Genomic DNA, 15,724 nt, shown 5'->3' with positions numbered 1-15,724 from the left:
AATTTATTTCATTAACAAACAGTTTTTATGTTTTCATTTGGATATAGTTTTTTCTTATCTGGTCCTATCATAGGATACACCTCTCTTTCATACTTTTATATATTTTCTATCGTGTTTTATATGATTCATTATTTTGATACCATAGCAAAGCATCCTTTTCTAGTTGCTTTACAAATGCATCCTTACCAGTGCAGTAGCCTTCAATATCCTCCGAGAATCGATAAGCCAGCTCCATCTTTAATTCACCATACTCTAAAGCGATGTCTGGATGTGTACGCAGAAAGTCCCTTACTGCTATATGCCTATTAATATCTTTGTGATTGCTTTGCTCAAAAATATGAATCTGGTGTGTCCTGTTATCGCCGCCTTTGCGGAAATATCTACGTCCTTCAATACCAAACTCACCCATACACTCATAACCAATCGCTACAAATTCTTTGTTATGCTTATCAACCAAACTAATATTTGTCACTACGGGCATTATATCAATGATTGATTTAGCGGCTAACCCTTTGACTGCTGTACTGCCAATATGGTAAACCTCCACCAATATATCCTTCAATATATTCTTTATCTTCTGTGATTCATTTTCATACTCTACTTCCCAAAAGGGGTCGTACGGAACTACTCGTATAAACAATATAAACCCTCCAATCTCATTCTCAACGAATAATATTTTTAGAAAAAAGTCTTTATACTTTTTAACAATGGAGCCGCCAGCCAGAACAGACTATACTGATCAGCGACTACCTTAAATTTAATGTTTCAGATTTATTTTCTTATCTCTAATTTCATAAACTACATCAGCTACATTTTCGAGTAAGCGTTTATCGTGGGTGATAAACACGATAGTTCCGGCATACTCCTTCATTAGTATTTCCAAAGCCTCTAAACTTGGTATGTCAAGGAAGTTACTGGGTTCATCCATTAGTAGGATGTTATATCTACCCATGAGCATTTTAGCTAGCAACAATTTTATAATTTCTCCACCGCTTAAAACAGATAAGCTTTTTCCAATATCGTTCTGTTTGAACCCCATAGATGCTAGCACTGAACGAATTTCTGATATATTGTAATCACAATCCTCCTGCATAAACTCCATGACATTCTGATTACTGTTGTACTTGTAACCATTCTGTGCAAAGTAACCTATTTTTGCCTTAGGTGAAATAGAAATTCCTTCTTCATGGTTTAAGATCATTTGGATTAAAGTTGTTTTTCCGGTTCCATTACCACCAGTTAACGCCACTTTTGCTCCTAGAGGAATTTGAAAAGATGCATTTTCAAACAGTGCCTTATCCCCAAATATTTTATTAATTTCCGTACCGACTATAGGGTATGGATTATGGAGCTCCAATGCTTTACTTTGCCTGAAACGAATTCTGCGAATGTCTTCCGGAGCTTCTACATTTCCTAAGGCTGCAATCCTGTGCTCTAGGGATTTAGCGGCATTATGCATCTTTTTTTCCTTACTTCCTATTGATTTTTGATGAGCTAAACGCCCTCCGCCTTCAGTACTTTTTTTCTTTGAAGCACCTTTCGCCTTCTGTTCTATTTTACGAGCCTGTTTTCGCTTTTCCTCCGCAGCCCTTTCCAATCGGGCACGTTCCGCAATAAATTGTTCGTATTCTGCAGCTTGGCTCTTGCGTTCTTCCTCTTTCTGACGAAGATAATCAGAATAGTTTCCCCAATACTCAGTGATTTTGCCATCTTTCAGTTCCCATATTTTATCTACTATTTCATCAAGAAAATAGCGGTCATGGCTAATAACTAACAGTGCACCTGTAAAATATTTTAGCTGTCCAATTAGAAAATCAATTCCTTCACGGTCTAAATGGCTCGTAGGTTCATCCGCTAAAATACCATGAACCTGTGCCGATAAGGCCTGTGCTATTTTAAGCCTTGTTTCTTCACCACCGCTCATGGTCTGTATATCTAATTGCTCAACACCGAGCTTGCCTACAAGTGCAAAATCTTTTTCCACCTGCAAAGTTACTTCGTCCAACTGGGGAATATAGGCAAGTTCACCCAGACGATTCATTTTACATCCTGGGGGAGTTAATTCTCCTAAAAGTACCCTGAGTAAAGTGCTTTTTCCAGCACCATTTGCTCCTACTAAACCAATACGGTCATAATCATATACTTCTAATTCATTTATATCTAAAACATCGCGTCCTTTGAATTCCACACGAATATCTTTTGCTTTTAATATCAATTCCATAACATTTCCTCCTGTCTATAATCGCATGTTTTCTTTTGCTTGTACGCAGGGAAAACCCTGCGATTTTAGCAGGAAGAATTACATGAAAATTAAATACATAAATATGGTCCCTCCTATGAATTTTGTTTTAAATCTAATTTTCTAACCTCAGTTATCATGGGGCAAGCTATGGCAATGCCAATAATTAAAACACCTGATAGTAAAAACCAATGATTTACACCGATTCTATCAGCAAAGAACCCAGATAGAATTAACCCAATTGGCATAGCAAGTGACATGATACTTCCGGTCAAAGAAAATACACGTCCTAAATATTCAGGCTTAATTTTCTCCTGAAAAAGAGCTGTTTGCACACCGCTGTAAAACGGAACCGAAAGCCCCATTATTGCACAGCAGACTACAAATATGAAAAATCCACTTTGGGGAAGTAATCCTGAAATGGTTAAGCTTATCCCCATCATAAAAATGGATGCCGTTATTAATAAGATTCGCTTTTGGTAATTCCCAAATAACCCTAATAATAGACCCCCTATCAACATACCAGAGGCATAAGCAATCTCCGTAATAGAAATATGCATCGGTGTACCATTAAAACATTCCATAGTGATTAAAGGATATAAAGCATTTATGGGCATATAAACAAACATATATAATGTTCCAACGAGTAATAAAGCAAATAATCCTTTATTTTGCCGTAGTACAGCCATTCCTTCTTTCATTTCTCTTATGAAATTTGGTTCCAAACTTTGCACTCGATCACCCAGCTTAGGTATACGTACAATTGCTACCGTAATAGATGCAATCACAGCACCCAATACGTCGATGGCAATAATAGCATTTAAATCCCAAACGGAGTATAAGAGTGCTGCAACTGCCGGACTAACAATATAGCTTATAGACTGCAAAGACTGACTATAGCCTGCGCATTTCGTTAGCTGCTCTTCTGGTACTAAAAGTGGTGTAACCGAATTGAGTGCTGGGGTATGAAAAGCTGTTCCAATGCTACGGATAAACAATACTATCATAACCATCCAGACAGGTAGCTCCATATAGAATGCAACAATAGCTAGCACGGCCCCAGCTGCTGCGATAATTAAATCAGCACCAATCATTATCTTCTTCCTATCATGACGATCCACTAATACACCAATGGCTGGTCCAAAGACCGCATAGGGTAAAAAACCTACAAGTGAAGCCATAGACAAGACCATCGCAGATCCTGTTTTTTCTGTAAGGTAAAAAATAATCGCCATTTGCAGGATGGCACTAGTGATTAATGATACTGCCTGCCCTGCCCATATTGTATAAAACTTAAGTTTCCAATTGTTGTATTTTTCCATTTATATTATCTCCCTTAATTCCGCAACACTTTGATTTAACTTTATTTATAAGTTCCTGAGCAACAAAAAGTTGCTCAGGATTTTGCCATGTCAGATTTTTCACTTATCTTAGTGTTGCAATTAGAAAACAAGCGAAAATCGTAACAAGGCGCTGCATAGGTACAAATAAAATTCGAAAAACTCACACCTTTTGGAGGAATTTTTTCAATCATGGAGAAATTTGACTCCATGCTTTCACCCGTTATCGACTCAACACTGGGTCAGAGATGCCGCAGTATCATCGGATATCAGTTCAGCGAGATAGTCCGTTCGCTGATGAGCGTTTATTTCTGTGGCGGCTCATGCGTGGAAGATGTAACGTCACAACTGATGCGCCATCTCTCGTATCATCCTACCCTTCGTACATGCAGCTCTGATACCATCCTCAGAGCCATCAAGGAACTGACACAGGAAAACATCTCCTATACTTCCGACCAAGGCAAGACCTATGATTTCAATACTGCAGACAAACTCAACACATTGCTTATAAACGCTTTGGTTTCTACAGGCGAGTTGAAGGAAATTGAGGAATACGATGTTGACTTTGACCATCAGTTTCTTGAAACGGAGAAGTATGATGCAAAACCGACCTACAAAAAGTTCCTCGGCTACAGGCCTGGCGTATATGTTATCGGTGACAAGATAGTCTATATCGAGAACAGCGATGGCAACACGAATGTGCGTTTTCATCAGGCAGACACCCATAAGAGATTCTTCGCTCTTCTGGAATCCCAGAACATCCGTGTAAATCGCTTCAGGGCAAGACTGCGGTTCCTGCTCGAAGGAAATCGTCAGTGAGATAGAGAAGCATTGCAAACTTTTCTACATCCGTGCCAACCGATGCAGTTCGCTCTACAATGACATCTTTGCTCTGAGAGGATGGAAGACGGAGGAGATTAACGGCATCCAGTTCGAACTCAATTCCATTCTCGTTGAGAAATGGGAAGGCAAGTGCTATCGTCTTGTCATCCAGAGACAAAGACGCAACAGCGGCGACCTTGACCTGTGGGAAGGCGAATACACTTACCGTTGTATTCTGACCAACGATTACAAGTCATCGACAAGGGACATTGTTGAATTCTACAATCTGCGTGGCGGCAAGGAACGTATCTTTGACGACATGAACAACGGATTCGGTTGGAGCAGGCTCCCCAAGTCATTCATGGCGGAGAATACTGTCTTTCTTCTGCTTACTGCATTGATACACAATTTCTACAAAACCATCATGAGCAGGCTTGACACCAAGGCTTTTGGGCTCAAGAAAACGAGTCGCATAAAGGCTTTTGTCTTCAGATTCATCTCCGTACCTGCCAAGTGGATCATGACTGCAAGGCAATACGTGCTGAATATCTACACAGAGAACCGCGCTTATGCAAAACCCTTCAAAACAGAATTCGGATAAGAATCCTTTCTTTCCGGTTAGAATATGCGTATTGCCTCAAGTCGCATTGTGGGGTAAGGGGAAGGTATGCACAAATCGGACAAAATTCACGCTCATACTATCATGATGCATAGTGTTCAAGCTCTTTACTGCAATTGAGATTGCCATTGAGATTGCTTGCGGATTTTAGGATATATAGGGGCATGTTCTTCAACTCCCGGACAATCCTCTCTACGGTTGCATCATCCACAGTACCACGCATCTGTCCCACGCAGAGGGCAAGCAGCATCAGCACCGTTACCTGTCCTGTAAAAGCCTTGGTAGAAGCCACACCTATCTCAGGTCCTACATGGATGTATGTCCCGGAATCCGTATTTCTTGGGATAGAGGCACCCACGACGTTGCAGATGCCATACACAAAAGCCCCCTTGCTCCGTGCCAACTGTATGGCGGCAACGGTTCCGAGCGGTCATACTTCCTTTGTAACTCCATACACTTCTCAAAGGAGAAGTCGGATGCCTCAAAAAGAGGCTGGATAAGGTGGGCGCATTCGTTCAGCAGTCCCTTGACGATGTGGATGTTCATCTCGTGGCAGTTTCGGCAAATTGCACTGTTGCAGTTGATATACCGATGACTGTTGATGAAGTCATCCACATAGCGGTCATACCGCTTGCCATTCAAAATCACATCCTGAAGATAGAGTTCTCTCGCTTCTAAGAGTAACTCAAACAATTCTTCTGCTACATCCTGTTCGGTAGCGAAGTGGGTCAGGTGTTGCTTCTCTTCAAAAAAAGAGAAGACTTTTTAATTTGTTTTTGCATACTAAATTACTTATTTATAAGTTTATGACGACTGAAATATAAAAATTACACAACATGGTTCAGTATTAGGTTATAATTCTTGTAAAGTTACATTCCTCCTCCCAACGCATGGTAAAGTTTAATTATACTTTGTATGCGTTCAAAACGAGTTTGTAACTGTTGCACTTCCGCTTCGAGAAGAGACTGTTTGGCGGTCAGCACTTCCAGATAGGTGGTATTGGAATGACGCATCAGCGATTCTGTCTTTCGCACAGCGTCGCATAATGTTTCAACCTGCCGAGCATTGATTTCAATTTGCGATTTTGCCGTCTGCCATGCGGTCAGAGCATCGTTCACTTCCTTTCCTGCGTTCAGTAATGATTGCCGGAACAACAGTTTGGCTTCTTCCTGACGGCTTTTGGCTATCTTCAAGTTGGCGATGTTTACGCCCCGGTTGAATAACGGCTGTGTCAGGGAACCGATGGCATTAAGTAACCATTGTCCGGGATTTACGATTACGCCACCGCCGTTATTAGTCCATCCAAGAATTCCCGAGAGGGTAATATTGGGATAGAAGGCGGCACGGGCCGCATTGGTGGCGTAGAATGCTTGCGCCAGTTCCATTTCAGCCTGACGCACGTCGGGACGGTTGGAAAGCAGTTGCAAAGGGACTCCGATCGAGACAGTATCGGGGAAAGCAGCCTCGGCCAGATCACTTCGTCCAATCGAGTGTGACGGCATGGCAAGTATCGCAGACAGGGCGTTTTCTGTTTCGGAAATACTCTTGCGTATGGATAACAGGGATGCTTCGAGTCGCATCACGTTCGCCTTTGCCTGCAATACGCCAGCCTCGTTTGATTTCCCCACTTTTTTCAACGCTTCAAGAGTGCGTACGGTAGTCCGCCAGTTCTCCAAAGTCCGGTTACTTATTGTCATTTGTGCGTCAAGCATGGCAAGGGTGTAGTAACTGTCTGCAATAGTGGCGACAAGCTGTGTCTGTACGGCCTGCCGGTAGGCACGGCTTCCTTGTAATGCGGCGGCTGCGCCACGCTTTGCCGCCGTAAGTTTGCCGAAGATGTCCAGTTCCCAGCTTGCCGACGCTCCCACATTATATGTCTTTGCCGTTGCTCCGTCATGTTTATTGGCATTACCTTCGGCAGTCAGTCCCAGTGATGGAAGATATGATAGTCTGGCAGTCATCAGGACGGCTTCTGCCGCTTCCACGCGTAACCGTGCCACATTGAGGTCTGCGTTCCGTTCAAGTCCGGTTTCAATCAAGGACTGGAGTTTCGGGTCGGTAAACATTTCCCGCCACGACAGGGACGCGATGGTCATTGTATCAATGTCCGCCGGCATGTCCCGATACAGATTCTCCGTTGAGAGGTCAGGGCGATGATACCGGCTGTATGTGCCACAGCCGGCAAGCATCCATCCCGACAATATGATATATATTACTGTCTTCTTCATTTAATTATGCTTAACACGTTCTTGGATATATTGGAATACAATAAACAATGACGGCACAAGGAACAACAGAGCCAAAGTACCTACAATCATTCCACCGATTACACCTGTGGCAAGCGAACGGCTGCCGTTGGCACCCACTCCGTGCGCCATCATCAGCGGGACAAGACCGAACACCATGGACAACACAGTCATCAATATGGGGCGCAGGCGGACTTTTGCCGCACTGTATGCCGCCTGTGCCAGCGTCATGCCTTCCGACCGCCGTTTACCGGCGTATTCGGTAAGCAGGATCGCTGTCTTGGCAAGCAGGCCTATAATCATGATAAGTCCGGTCTGCATGTAGATGTTGTTCTCCAGACCGAAGAGCCACGCAAACAGGAAACTGCCCATCAGTCCGCAAGGCACCGACAACAGAACCGCGAAGGGTATGAACACGCTCTCATACAAGGCGCACAGAATCAGATAGACCAGAACCATGCAGAGCAGGAATATAAGCGTGGCATTGTTGGTCGTCTTGCTTTCCTCACGCGAAATGCCGCCAAACTCGTATGTGTAATTTGACGGAAGCACTTCACGTGCCGTCTCGCCGATGGCTTCGAGCACCTGCCCCGAACTGTAGCCCTGAGCCGGAGACCCGCTAATCGAGATGGCGTTGAACAGGTTGAAACGGGTGAGGTCTGACGGGCCGTTGGTCTTGGTCAGGCGCACGAACCGGCTCAAAGGCGACATGCCGCCATCGGTGGCACGCACATACATGTGGTGCAGGGATTCCGCATTCACACGATATTCCGCCGGAGCCTGCATGGTCACATGGTAGAGCTTGGAGAACCGGTTGAAGTCGGAAACATATTGTCCGGTATAATAGCCCGACAATGTGGAAAGCACATCTGCGGGCGACACACCCGACTGTTCGCATTTGGCGGCATCGATATCCACCCAGTATTGCGGATAATCCGTGGCAAAGGAGGAATAGACTTCGCCGATTTCGGGTCGCTGCGACAAGGCTTCGACAAACTTGTCTGCCTCTTCCTTGAAGGCGGCGATGTTTCCGCCCGCCTTGTCCTGCAAATAAAGCTCGAAACCGTTTCCCATGCCGTACCCGGCAATCATCGGAGGCGACATGGCGAACACCGTGGCATCGGGAATATCCGAAGTGGCGGCATAAATCTTTCCGATGACATCATTGACCGACTGCCCCTCTCCCTTACGCTGCTCCCAGTCTTTGAGTGTCACGAAATACATCGCCTGCGAGGGACCGGAACCGCTGAAAGAGAAACCGGCGACCGCACCGCTGTATTCAATCTCGCCGATGCTGTCGAGACGGCTGTTGATACGCTCCATCACCTTACTTGTCTGAGCCATGGATGTGCCGGGCTTCGTGTTCATGCTCACCATGACCGTCCCGGTGTCCTCTTCGGGAATAAGTCCCGTCTTTGTGACATTGACCAGCAGCACCAGCAACCCGAAAGAAATGCCTATGATGCTCCACAACAGCCATCGGCGATGGATAATGAACATCACTCCACGTACATAGCGTCGGCTCAGACGGTCGAAGACGGCATTGAACGCTTTACGGAAACGGGCTGCAAAATTGTTCTTGGTGTTGCCCTGCTCATCGATATAGGGTTTCAGCAGCAGCGCGCAAAGTGCCGGTGAGAGTGTGAAGGCATTGACTGCCGAGATTCCCACGGCAACAGCCATCGTGATACCGAACTGCGTGTAGAACGCTCCCGAAGTCCCGCCCATCATGGCAACGGGGAAAAACACTGCCATAAAGATGATGGTAGAGGTCAGGATAGCCGACGAAACGCCTTTCATGGCATCATCAGCCGCGAGAACCGCAGACTGATAGCCCTCGTCGAACTTCGCCTGCACCGCTTCCACCACCACAATGGCATCATCGACCACAGTTCCGATGGCAAGCACAAGCGCGAACAGGGTGAGCAGGTTGACGGAGAAGCCGATCATGGACATCACGGCGAACGTACCGATAATGGAGACGAAAATGGATATCGTAGGAATAAGCGTGGACTTAATATCTTGCAAAAATACATATACCACCACGATAACCAGAAGTATCGCTTCAATAAGTGTCCGGATAACAGAATTGATGGAAGCATACAGGAACTTGTTGGTATCGGTAAGCACCACGAATTCCGTCCCTTCGGGCAAGTCCCGGCTGAGGTCGTCAAGCACTTCGTGAATCTCCTTGATGGTGCTTGAAGCATTGGACCCGGCTTTCTGGTTGATGAGCATCATGGCTGCCGGATGCCCGTTCACTTCGGAGGAATAGTTGTAGTATTCATCGCCCAGTTCCACATCGGCAACCTCCTTCAGCCGAAGCACATTGCCGCCCGGCAGTGACTTGATGACCAACTCACCGAACTCTTCCGCGCCGGACAAGCGTCCGCGGTATTTCATCGTGTATTCATTGGCGGTAGGATGATTGGCACCGAAGGAGCCGGTGGCGGCCTCGATGTTCTGTCGTGCGAGTACGGTGGATATGTCATCGGGGATAAGCCCGTATTGCGCCATCTTGTCGGGACGCAGCCAAAGTCGCATGCTGTAGTTGGAACCGAACAACTGTGCCTTTCCCACGCCGCTGATACGTTTCAGCCTCGGCTCGACATTGATTTTCAAGTAATTGTTCAGGAAGGTCTGGTCGAAGCGGTCATCGGGCGAATAGAGCGCGAAAGTCATCAGTTCGGCATTCTGCTGCTTTTCAGTGGTGACACCGGTCTTGGTGGCTTCCGCCGGAAGCTGGCTCAGCGCGCCGTTCACGCGGTTCTGCACGTTTACCGCCGCCATGTCCGCGTTGGTTCCCTGCTTGAAATAGATGTTGATGGAAGCATCGCCCGTATTCGATGCCGTGGAAGTCATATAGGTCATGTCTTCCACGCCGTTGATGGCTTCTTCCAGAGGGGTTATCACTGCCTTCTGCACAGTTTCAGCGTTTGCTCCAGGATAAGTTGCGAATACGTTGATGGTCGGAGGTGCGATGTCGGGGTATTGTTCCACCGGCAAGGAAAACATGGAAATCATGCCCAACAGTACAATCACCACCGAGATAACGCCCGAAAACACCGGGCGGTCTATAAAAAATCGCAGGTTCATTTCGTTTCGTTTTTAGGGGTTATGCTCATGCCTTCTCTCACCAGTCCCACGCCTTCGGCGACAATGGTGTCACCGACCGAAAGACCTTCTTTTACGATAAACCGGTTGCCGTCGTTCAGGCGGTCCACCGTGAGATAGGCGGCTTCCGCCTGTCCGTTTTTCAGACGGTAAGCGATAATCTTGTCCTGCAGTTCCACGGTGGCGGTCATGGGAATGGTTACGGCCTCCGTTTTCGGGTTTTGAAGGATGACATTGCCGATGCTGCCACTCAACAGTTCGCGGTCGGGATTGGGGAACAGGGCTTTGATTTGTACCGTTCCGGTAACAGGATCCACCACGCCGCTTACGGTTTCAATACGTCCTTTCGCCTTGTACAGGCTGCCGTCGTTGAGTTGCAGGCCCACTTCCGGCGTCCCGGCTATCATGCTGTCAATCGAGCCATAGCGAGCCGAATATCGCCGTAGCATATTCTCCGAAATGGAGAAATAGGCATACATCTCCGCATTGTCGGACACGACCGTGAAAGGCTGTGCCATATTGGGACCGACAAGCGCACCGATGCGATAGGGCAATGTGCCTACTACTCCGTTGCTCGGGCTTTTGATTTCCGTATAGGAGAGATTGTTGCGTGCATCCGATTCTTGTGCCTTTGCCTGTTCGAGTTCAGCACACGCCACTGCCAGTTGGTTCCGGGCGAGAGAAAGCTCGTAGTCGGATATGACCTTCTCGTCAAACAATGCCTGCTTGCCCCGCAGCTCGATTCTTGCCGTTTCCACTTTTGCCTGTGCCGCGCTGACATTGGCCTGCGCCGTGCGTAATGCCGCCCGATAGGGCACTTGGTCAATTACAGCCAATACTTGACCGGTCTTCACCCGTTCACCCTCTTTCACTTTCAGACGGATAATGCGCCCGGATATTTGCGGCAGGATGTCCACATCCTGCCGTCCGCGTATGGCGGCGGAATAGGACTCGGAGATTTCCACCGGACTTGCCGCGACCTTTATGACCCGATAACTCTGCACCGCATCCTGCTTGCCGTCCGCCTGCCTGCATCCGGTCGGCAGGAACAGCATGAGAGCAAATGCGGCGAAATTCGTGATAATGAATTGCTTGTTCATATTTTCTTCTTGTTTTGTATTAATTCATAATAGGTTTGGTGTGTCACCACTGACGGATGGTATTCCACTCTTTTTCGAGAATGGCATAAACACAGGTATCTTCATATTTTGGGGAGCCGTCAGGATTGTTTACGAATGTCACAAACTCTTTGAAACATCCTTCGCGGCGCATACCAAGACGTTCGCATAAGCGTTTGGAGCGGATATTGTCATCTTCCACAAATCCATAGATACGCCGTGCGCCCGCCTCTCGGAAAAGATAATCCAACAATCCGGCTGCCGCTTCACAAGCGAATCCTTTGCCTTCAAAACGTTTGTTGAAATGCCACCCCACATTATAAGTGTCTTCATTCTCACGCAAAGCGAACACGTCACCGATAATAAAGTCATCTTTTTTCAGACTCACCGCATAGCGCAGCATGTCTTTCGGGGAATACTGCATATATGCCCATGCCGCCTCTCTGGAACAAAGGCGGTCTCCGGCAAAGCAATTCACACGCGGATGGGAAAGATACTCCAACAACCCTTCGGCATCCTTCTGTTTGAAATTTCGAATGATAATTCGTTCGGTTTCGATATATATTTCCTTGTAATAATAAAATGGTATGAGTACGCCCAAAGTAGCGAAGGCAAGCATGGCATAGAGATACTGGTGGAACCAGATGAAGGTCATCCCGTAGAACAGGAAGGCAATGCTGCACAGCCCAGAGGCCAGTCCGTCGATGCCGTCGATGAGGTTGATGGCATTGATGATGAAAACCGTAACGAAAACGGTGAGAGGGATGCTAATCCACGACGGCATGGAATGGATGAACAGCATTCCGTGAAGGTCGGACAGTTCCACTCCGCCAGCCACCAGCATGATGCCGCAGACTATCTGGATAAAGAACTTGGCACGGTAGCGCACACCGATAAGGTCATCGGCAATGCCGACAAGGTACAACATGATGATGGCGCAGAAGGCGTATGCCAATGGCAACGCTTCTGCGCCTATTTCCTTAAGCAGCTCATCATGTCCGGTTGAGACATTGACCGCCAAAAGCAGGACAAAGGAGAAGAACACTACGGGCTTGAAGGCCATACCGCCAAGGCGAGGCACTACACACTGATGTATCTTCCGCTCGTCCGGCTCGTCGAACAGTCGCCTGCGGAAGGCGATGAGCAGAATCTGCGGTATCACGATTCCTGCGAAAAACACGCACAGGAAGAATACCGACAGGATGTTGACAATCCAAATTAAACTCATTCTCTATCTAACTTTAATAGGCCGTTTGTGTCGGTCTGTCCTGTACTAATCCCTCTGTATCAATCAATTCGGGGGGGGGGTAATTCGTGTTTCCATAATCTCAGTCTATGATTTGAATATATTCCGGCTTCACCTCAGCTGAAACCGCCAGTAGGTCGGGAATAATGACGACAAGCTGCCGACCTCTCTTTTTTGCCACTTTTATGAAGTAGCCCTCCACCTGGTCGAACGGTCCGCCATGTACCCTTACTCTTTTACCTTTTTCAATGTTGATTTTATCTTTTTCCTTGTTGATTTCGCTGATTTTGTAGAAGTGTACCTCTTCATCTGCCTGCTTGCACACCTTGATGAAGTTGGTCATGTCTTCATCAGGTACAGTCAGATAGACAAGTTCTCCGCCACTTTTCCATGTGACAAACTGTAGGTCGTAATAATAATTGTGTTTGAAATCAACAATCTTCTGATGACTTGCATGCACAAACACCAGACTATGGATGACGGGTACCATGAAAAAGACTTTCTTGCCCTTGACAGTGCGAAGGACTTTCTGCTTGGGTATGAAATACTCTAAGCCATACGTTTCATTAGAGAGCCGATCTTCGGCAGTATTCTCGTTCTTGTAGGCCCGCATGACATACCACAGTATCTTATCCTTGTCCAATACATTCACCATACTGTTTTGACATGTGTTTTTTGAGAAAAGAACGTACTCATGGTTCATCCCGATATGCGTATCGGTCTGTATATCAGCAACTTTCTATGTGTTTCAACTACAATAGTCATCTATTCTCATCTTTCTGAGTCCACCCCCTGCAAAGCCCCTCTTTACGACATAAAAATTCGGTCGGAAAAGGTATGCAAAAGATGTTTCTCTCTTTAAGAGAAATATCGTTTTGCTAAACAGTTGATATTGAGGTATCATTTTATCGTAAAAGACATATTTGCTCAACAATTGCTTGACGGAAATCAACAAATTTTAGCATTTTTGTAAAAAAGTCGCTATATAATTTGGTGAATTGGAGTTATTTTCATATTTTTGCATCCCGAAGAGTTTCTCTTAAAGAGAGAAACACCTTTTTGCTCAACAATCCCCGACTTTTTTATTATAGTTGCGGTATCACACCGCAATACAATAGTTATAAATATTGAAATAAAGGTGCAGTGAGACGCTGCACCTCCTAAAGAGAATTGATGATGAGATTGTTGGCGTTGTCAACGACAGAGGTGTCCAATGAGGAGAGGTATATCTGTGTGGTTTTCTCGGAGTCATGCCCCAATGCCTCGCTGATAGTAGATACGGGCACGTTCTTGCTCTTGGCTATGCTTGCCCAGGAGTGGCGGGCTACGTAGGTGGTCAGGGGTACGGACAGGCCTATCATTTCTCCGATTTTCTTCAACTGCTTGGTGATACGGCTATAGGCATTCTTGTACTGTCTCCAGAATATGGCTCCCTCTCCTTTTGCTATAGGGAGCAGGTAGGGAGAATCATCTGTTTTGTACTTCGCCACTATCTCCTGCATGGCAGGTTCCCATTTGATGTGCAACTGTTGTGAGGTCTTCTGACGGCGGTAAATGAGCGTACTGCCATGCAGATTGCTTGGTGTAAGTTGTGCCATATCGATGAACGACATCCCACGGGTATAGAAACTGAACAGGAACATATCCCTTGCAAGCTCCAAACGGGGGTTCAGACTCAAGTCCAGCTCTTTCAGTTGCTTGATGATTTCCAAGGGGAGTGCCCGCTTGACGGTCTTGTCGATGCCGGTATATACATGCTTGAACGGTGAGGAAGAGATGACCAGTCCGTCATCTACGGCATGATTGTAGATGGTGCGCAGGTTGCGGATGTAGAAAGAGGTGGTGTTGCGGCACAGTCCGCTGTCTTTCAGCCACTGTTCATAGCCTTGTATCGTTGTCCCATCGACTTCCTCCAATGGCACATCGCCTCCTTTCAGGTAACGCTGGAGGCTGTTGAGGGTGGTTTTGTACCTTGCTACCATCCGCTTCTTGCCGATGCGTCTCAGTTTTTCGTTCAACTCCAGCGTATAGCCGATAATGCCATGTAATTCTTTTCCCTCATGGAAGTTGTCAACGACGGTGTCTGCTGTATATGACTGCCCTTCCTTGTCCAACCGTGCAATGACCAACAGCAGTTTCTTCCTGTCAGCATCCAATGTATCTTTCAAGGAAAGAAGATAGGCTTGACGTTGTGGAGTGACGGAAGTTGGCAAAATGATGTTTGAATGGTCCGCATCCCACTCTGAGGAATAGATTCTGTACTCTGTATGGATCTGACGTGCCACACGATTGTGTATCACCTGATAATACAGGCGACCCTCTTTCTCTTGAACAGATGATGTTCTGAACTTTAATTTGATGGATGCCATAATGCTCTGACTTTAACATTGAAATTGCAATTATTACCTTTATATATAATATAAGTGACAGACAAACAGGTATAGGAGGGATGGTGCCTCACCGCTCGGCATACAACAGCTGATATTCCACCCACCTCCGTTTCCTAATGGATGCCACTGCTTTTCCCCTCCATTTGCAATAGCTCAGATAGAGTGGCAGGATGTCCCTGTCGCCACGTTCCAATCGGGTGAGCAGGGACGCTTTCGGGTATCGTCCATTGCCTAACAACTTGGCTGGTCCAATCTGGTACGAGAGGGTGGCAAGCAGATAAGCATCCCTGCCATAACGGGCATATAGGCGCAGGTGCCGGAGGAGGTCTGTCCGTAACAGCAAATCTGCACGCTGACGTGTCAGTGTTTTCGGGAAACGCTCTCCCTTCTGTAGCTGGTGACCATAGCCCACATAGCCCGGTGTGGTCTTTGGGTCGTGCCAACCCTCGAAGTGTTTGGTAATGGCTACCATCCGTTCAAACAGTGCCCTGTCAATGGTTTGGCTTTGACAGGGCACGCTACAGATGGCCAACATGCTCAATAGTACGATGATGTATCTTCTCATTACATTATTTTATATAGGAGGTGCG

Annotated in this window: 10 protein-coding genes and 3 pseudogenes; 1 reads left to right on the top strand and 12 read right to left on the bottom strand. The window is 46.5% G+C overall.

Translation table 11 applies throughout. The features are described 5' to 3' along the window. Nucleotides 1-106: 106 nt before the first annotated feature. The 3 genes from LPH68_RS04800 to mef(A) all read right to left on the bottom strand — a co-directional run bounded on the left by LPH68_RS04800 (nucleotide 107) and on the right by mef(A) (nucleotide 3,561). Nucleotides 107-640 (bottom strand): GrpB family protein, encoded by a 534-nt coding sequence (locus tag LPH68_RS04800; RefSeq protein ID WP_008665086.1) that lies wholly within the window; start codon nucleotides 638-640, stop codon nucleotides 107-109. A 117-nt stretch (nucleotides 641-757) separates the two neighbouring features. After that, the gene (gene msr(D) / locus LPH68_RS04795; RefSeq protein WP_008665088.1) at nucleotides 758-2,221 is read right to left on the bottom strand and encodes an ABC-F type ribosomal protection protein Msr(D); all 1,464 of its coding nucleotides are present in this window, start codon (nucleotides 2,219-2,221) and stop codon (nucleotides 758-760) included. 113 nt (nucleotides 2,222-2,334) lie between these two features. After that, on the bottom strand, nucleotides 2,335-3,561 hold the full coding sequence (gene mef(A) / locus LPH68_RS04790) for a macrolide efflux MFS transporter Mef(A) (protein ID WP_008665090.1): 1,227 nt from the start codon (nucleotides 3,559-3,561) through the stop codon (nucleotides 2,335-2,337). Between the two features lie 210 nt (nucleotides 3,562-3,771). Between mef(A) and LPH68_RS04785 the strand changes: the two are divergent. Further along, nucleotides 3,772-5,002, top strand: a pseudogene (locus LPH68_RS04785) (IS1380-like element IS612 family transposase). 100 nt (nucleotides 5,003-5,102) lie between these two features. Here LPH68_RS04785 and LPH68_RS04780 read toward each other — a convergent pair. The 9 genes and pseudogenes from LPH68_RS04780 to LPH68_RS04740 all read right to left on the bottom strand — a co-directional run. Continuing rightward, nucleotides 5,103-5,441 (bottom strand): annotated as a pseudogene (locus tag LPH68_RS04780) (SIS domain-containing protein); the annotation flags it as partial. Next, nucleotides 5,438-5,752: pseudogene (locus LPH68_RS04775) on the bottom strand (hypothetical protein); the annotation flags it as partial. The pseudogenes LPH68_RS04780 and LPH68_RS04775, both read right to left, overlap by 4 nt. 137 nt (nucleotides 5,753-5,889) lie before the next feature. Continuing rightward, nucleotides 5,890-7,248, bottom strand: coding sequence for an efflux transporter outer membrane subunit (locus LPH68_RS04770; protein ID WP_005816221.1), 1,359 nt, complete (start codon nucleotides 7,246-7,248; stop codon nucleotides 5,890-5,892). Continuing rightward, nucleotides 7,249-10,362: an efflux RND transporter permease subunit gene (locus tag LPH68_RS04765; protein ID WP_009126928.1), complete on the bottom strand. Its 3,114-nt coding sequence runs from the start codon at nucleotides 10,360-10,362 to the stop codon at nucleotides 7,249-7,251. Then, a complete protein-coding gene (locus tag LPH68_RS04760; RefSeq protein ID WP_005809248.1) occupies nucleotides 10,359-11,480 on the bottom strand; it encodes an efflux RND transporter periplasmic adaptor subunit in 1,122 nt (373 codons plus the stop codon). Before LPH68_RS04760 ends, LPH68_RS04765 begins: the two co-directional genes overlap by 4 nt. 43 nt (nucleotides 11,481-11,523) lie before the next feature. Then, nucleotides 11,524-12,726 (bottom strand): GNAT family N-acetyltransferase, encoded by a 1,203-nt coding sequence (locus tag LPH68_RS04755; RefSeq protein WP_008021343.1) that lies wholly within the window; start codon nucleotides 12,724-12,726, stop codon nucleotides 11,524-11,526. A 100-nt stretch (nucleotides 12,727-12,826) separates the two neighbouring features. Further along, on the bottom strand, nucleotides 12,827-13,399 hold the full coding sequence (locus LPH68_RS04750) for a UpxY family transcription antiterminator (RefSeq protein WP_008021340.1): 573 nt from the start codon (nucleotides 13,397-13,399) through the stop codon (nucleotides 12,827-12,829). A 505-nt stretch (nucleotides 13,400-13,904) separates the two neighbouring features. Next, nucleotides 13,905-15,113, bottom strand: a complete 1,209-nt coding sequence (locus tag LPH68_RS04745; protein WP_005816149.1) for a putative resistance-associated DNA invertase — start codon at nucleotides 15,111-15,113, stop codon at nucleotides 13,905-13,907. A gap of 88 nt (nucleotides 15,114-15,201) precedes the next feature. Continuing rightward, nucleotides 15,202-15,699 (bottom strand): hypothetical protein, encoded by a 498-nt coding sequence (locus LPH68_RS04740; RefSeq protein ID WP_005816141.1) that lies wholly within the window; start codon nucleotides 15,697-15,699, stop codon nucleotides 15,202-15,204. Between the last annotated feature and the right edge of the window lie 25 nt (nucleotides 15,700-15,724).

This window comes from Bacteroides sp. 1_1_30 (assembly GCF_020982715.1).
GTDB classification, from domain to species: Bacteria; Bacteroidota; Bacteroidia; order Bacteroidales; family Bacteroidaceae; genus Bacteroides; species Bacteroides xylanisolvens.
Note: the sequence above shows the minus strand (reverse complement) of the source record. Positions and strands in the feature narration are given on the sequence as shown.

Excerpts from the sequence above, each read along its gene's own strand:
- LPH68_RS04770 (WP_005816221.1), bottom strand. The coding sequence starts at position 7,248 with ATGAAGAAGACAGTAATATATATCATATTGTCGGGATGGATGCTTGCC.
- LPH68_RS04765 (WP_009126928.1), bottom strand. The coding sequence starts at position 10,362 with ATGAACCTGCGATTTTTTATAGACCGCCCGGTGTTTTCGGGCGTTATC.
- LPH68_RS04760 (WP_005809248.1), bottom strand. The coding sequence starts at position 11,480 with ATGAACAAGCAATTCATTATCACGAATTTCGCCGCATTTGCTCTCATG.
- LPH68_RS04755 (WP_008021343.1), bottom strand. The coding sequence starts at position 12,726 with ATGAGTTTAATTTGGATTGTCAACATCCTGTCGGTATTCTTCCTGTGC.
- LPH68_RS04750 (WP_008021340.1), bottom strand. The coding sequence starts at position 13,399 with ATGGTGAATGTATTGGACAAGGATAAGATACTGTGGTATGTCATGCGG.
- LPH68_RS04745 (WP_005816149.1), bottom strand. The coding sequence starts at position 15,113 with ATGGCATCCATCAAATTAAAGTTCAGAACATCATCTGTTCAAGAGAAA.
- LPH68_RS04740 (WP_005816141.1), bottom strand. The coding sequence starts at position 15,699 with ATGAGAAGATACATCATCGTACTATTGAGCATGTTGGCCATCTGTAGC.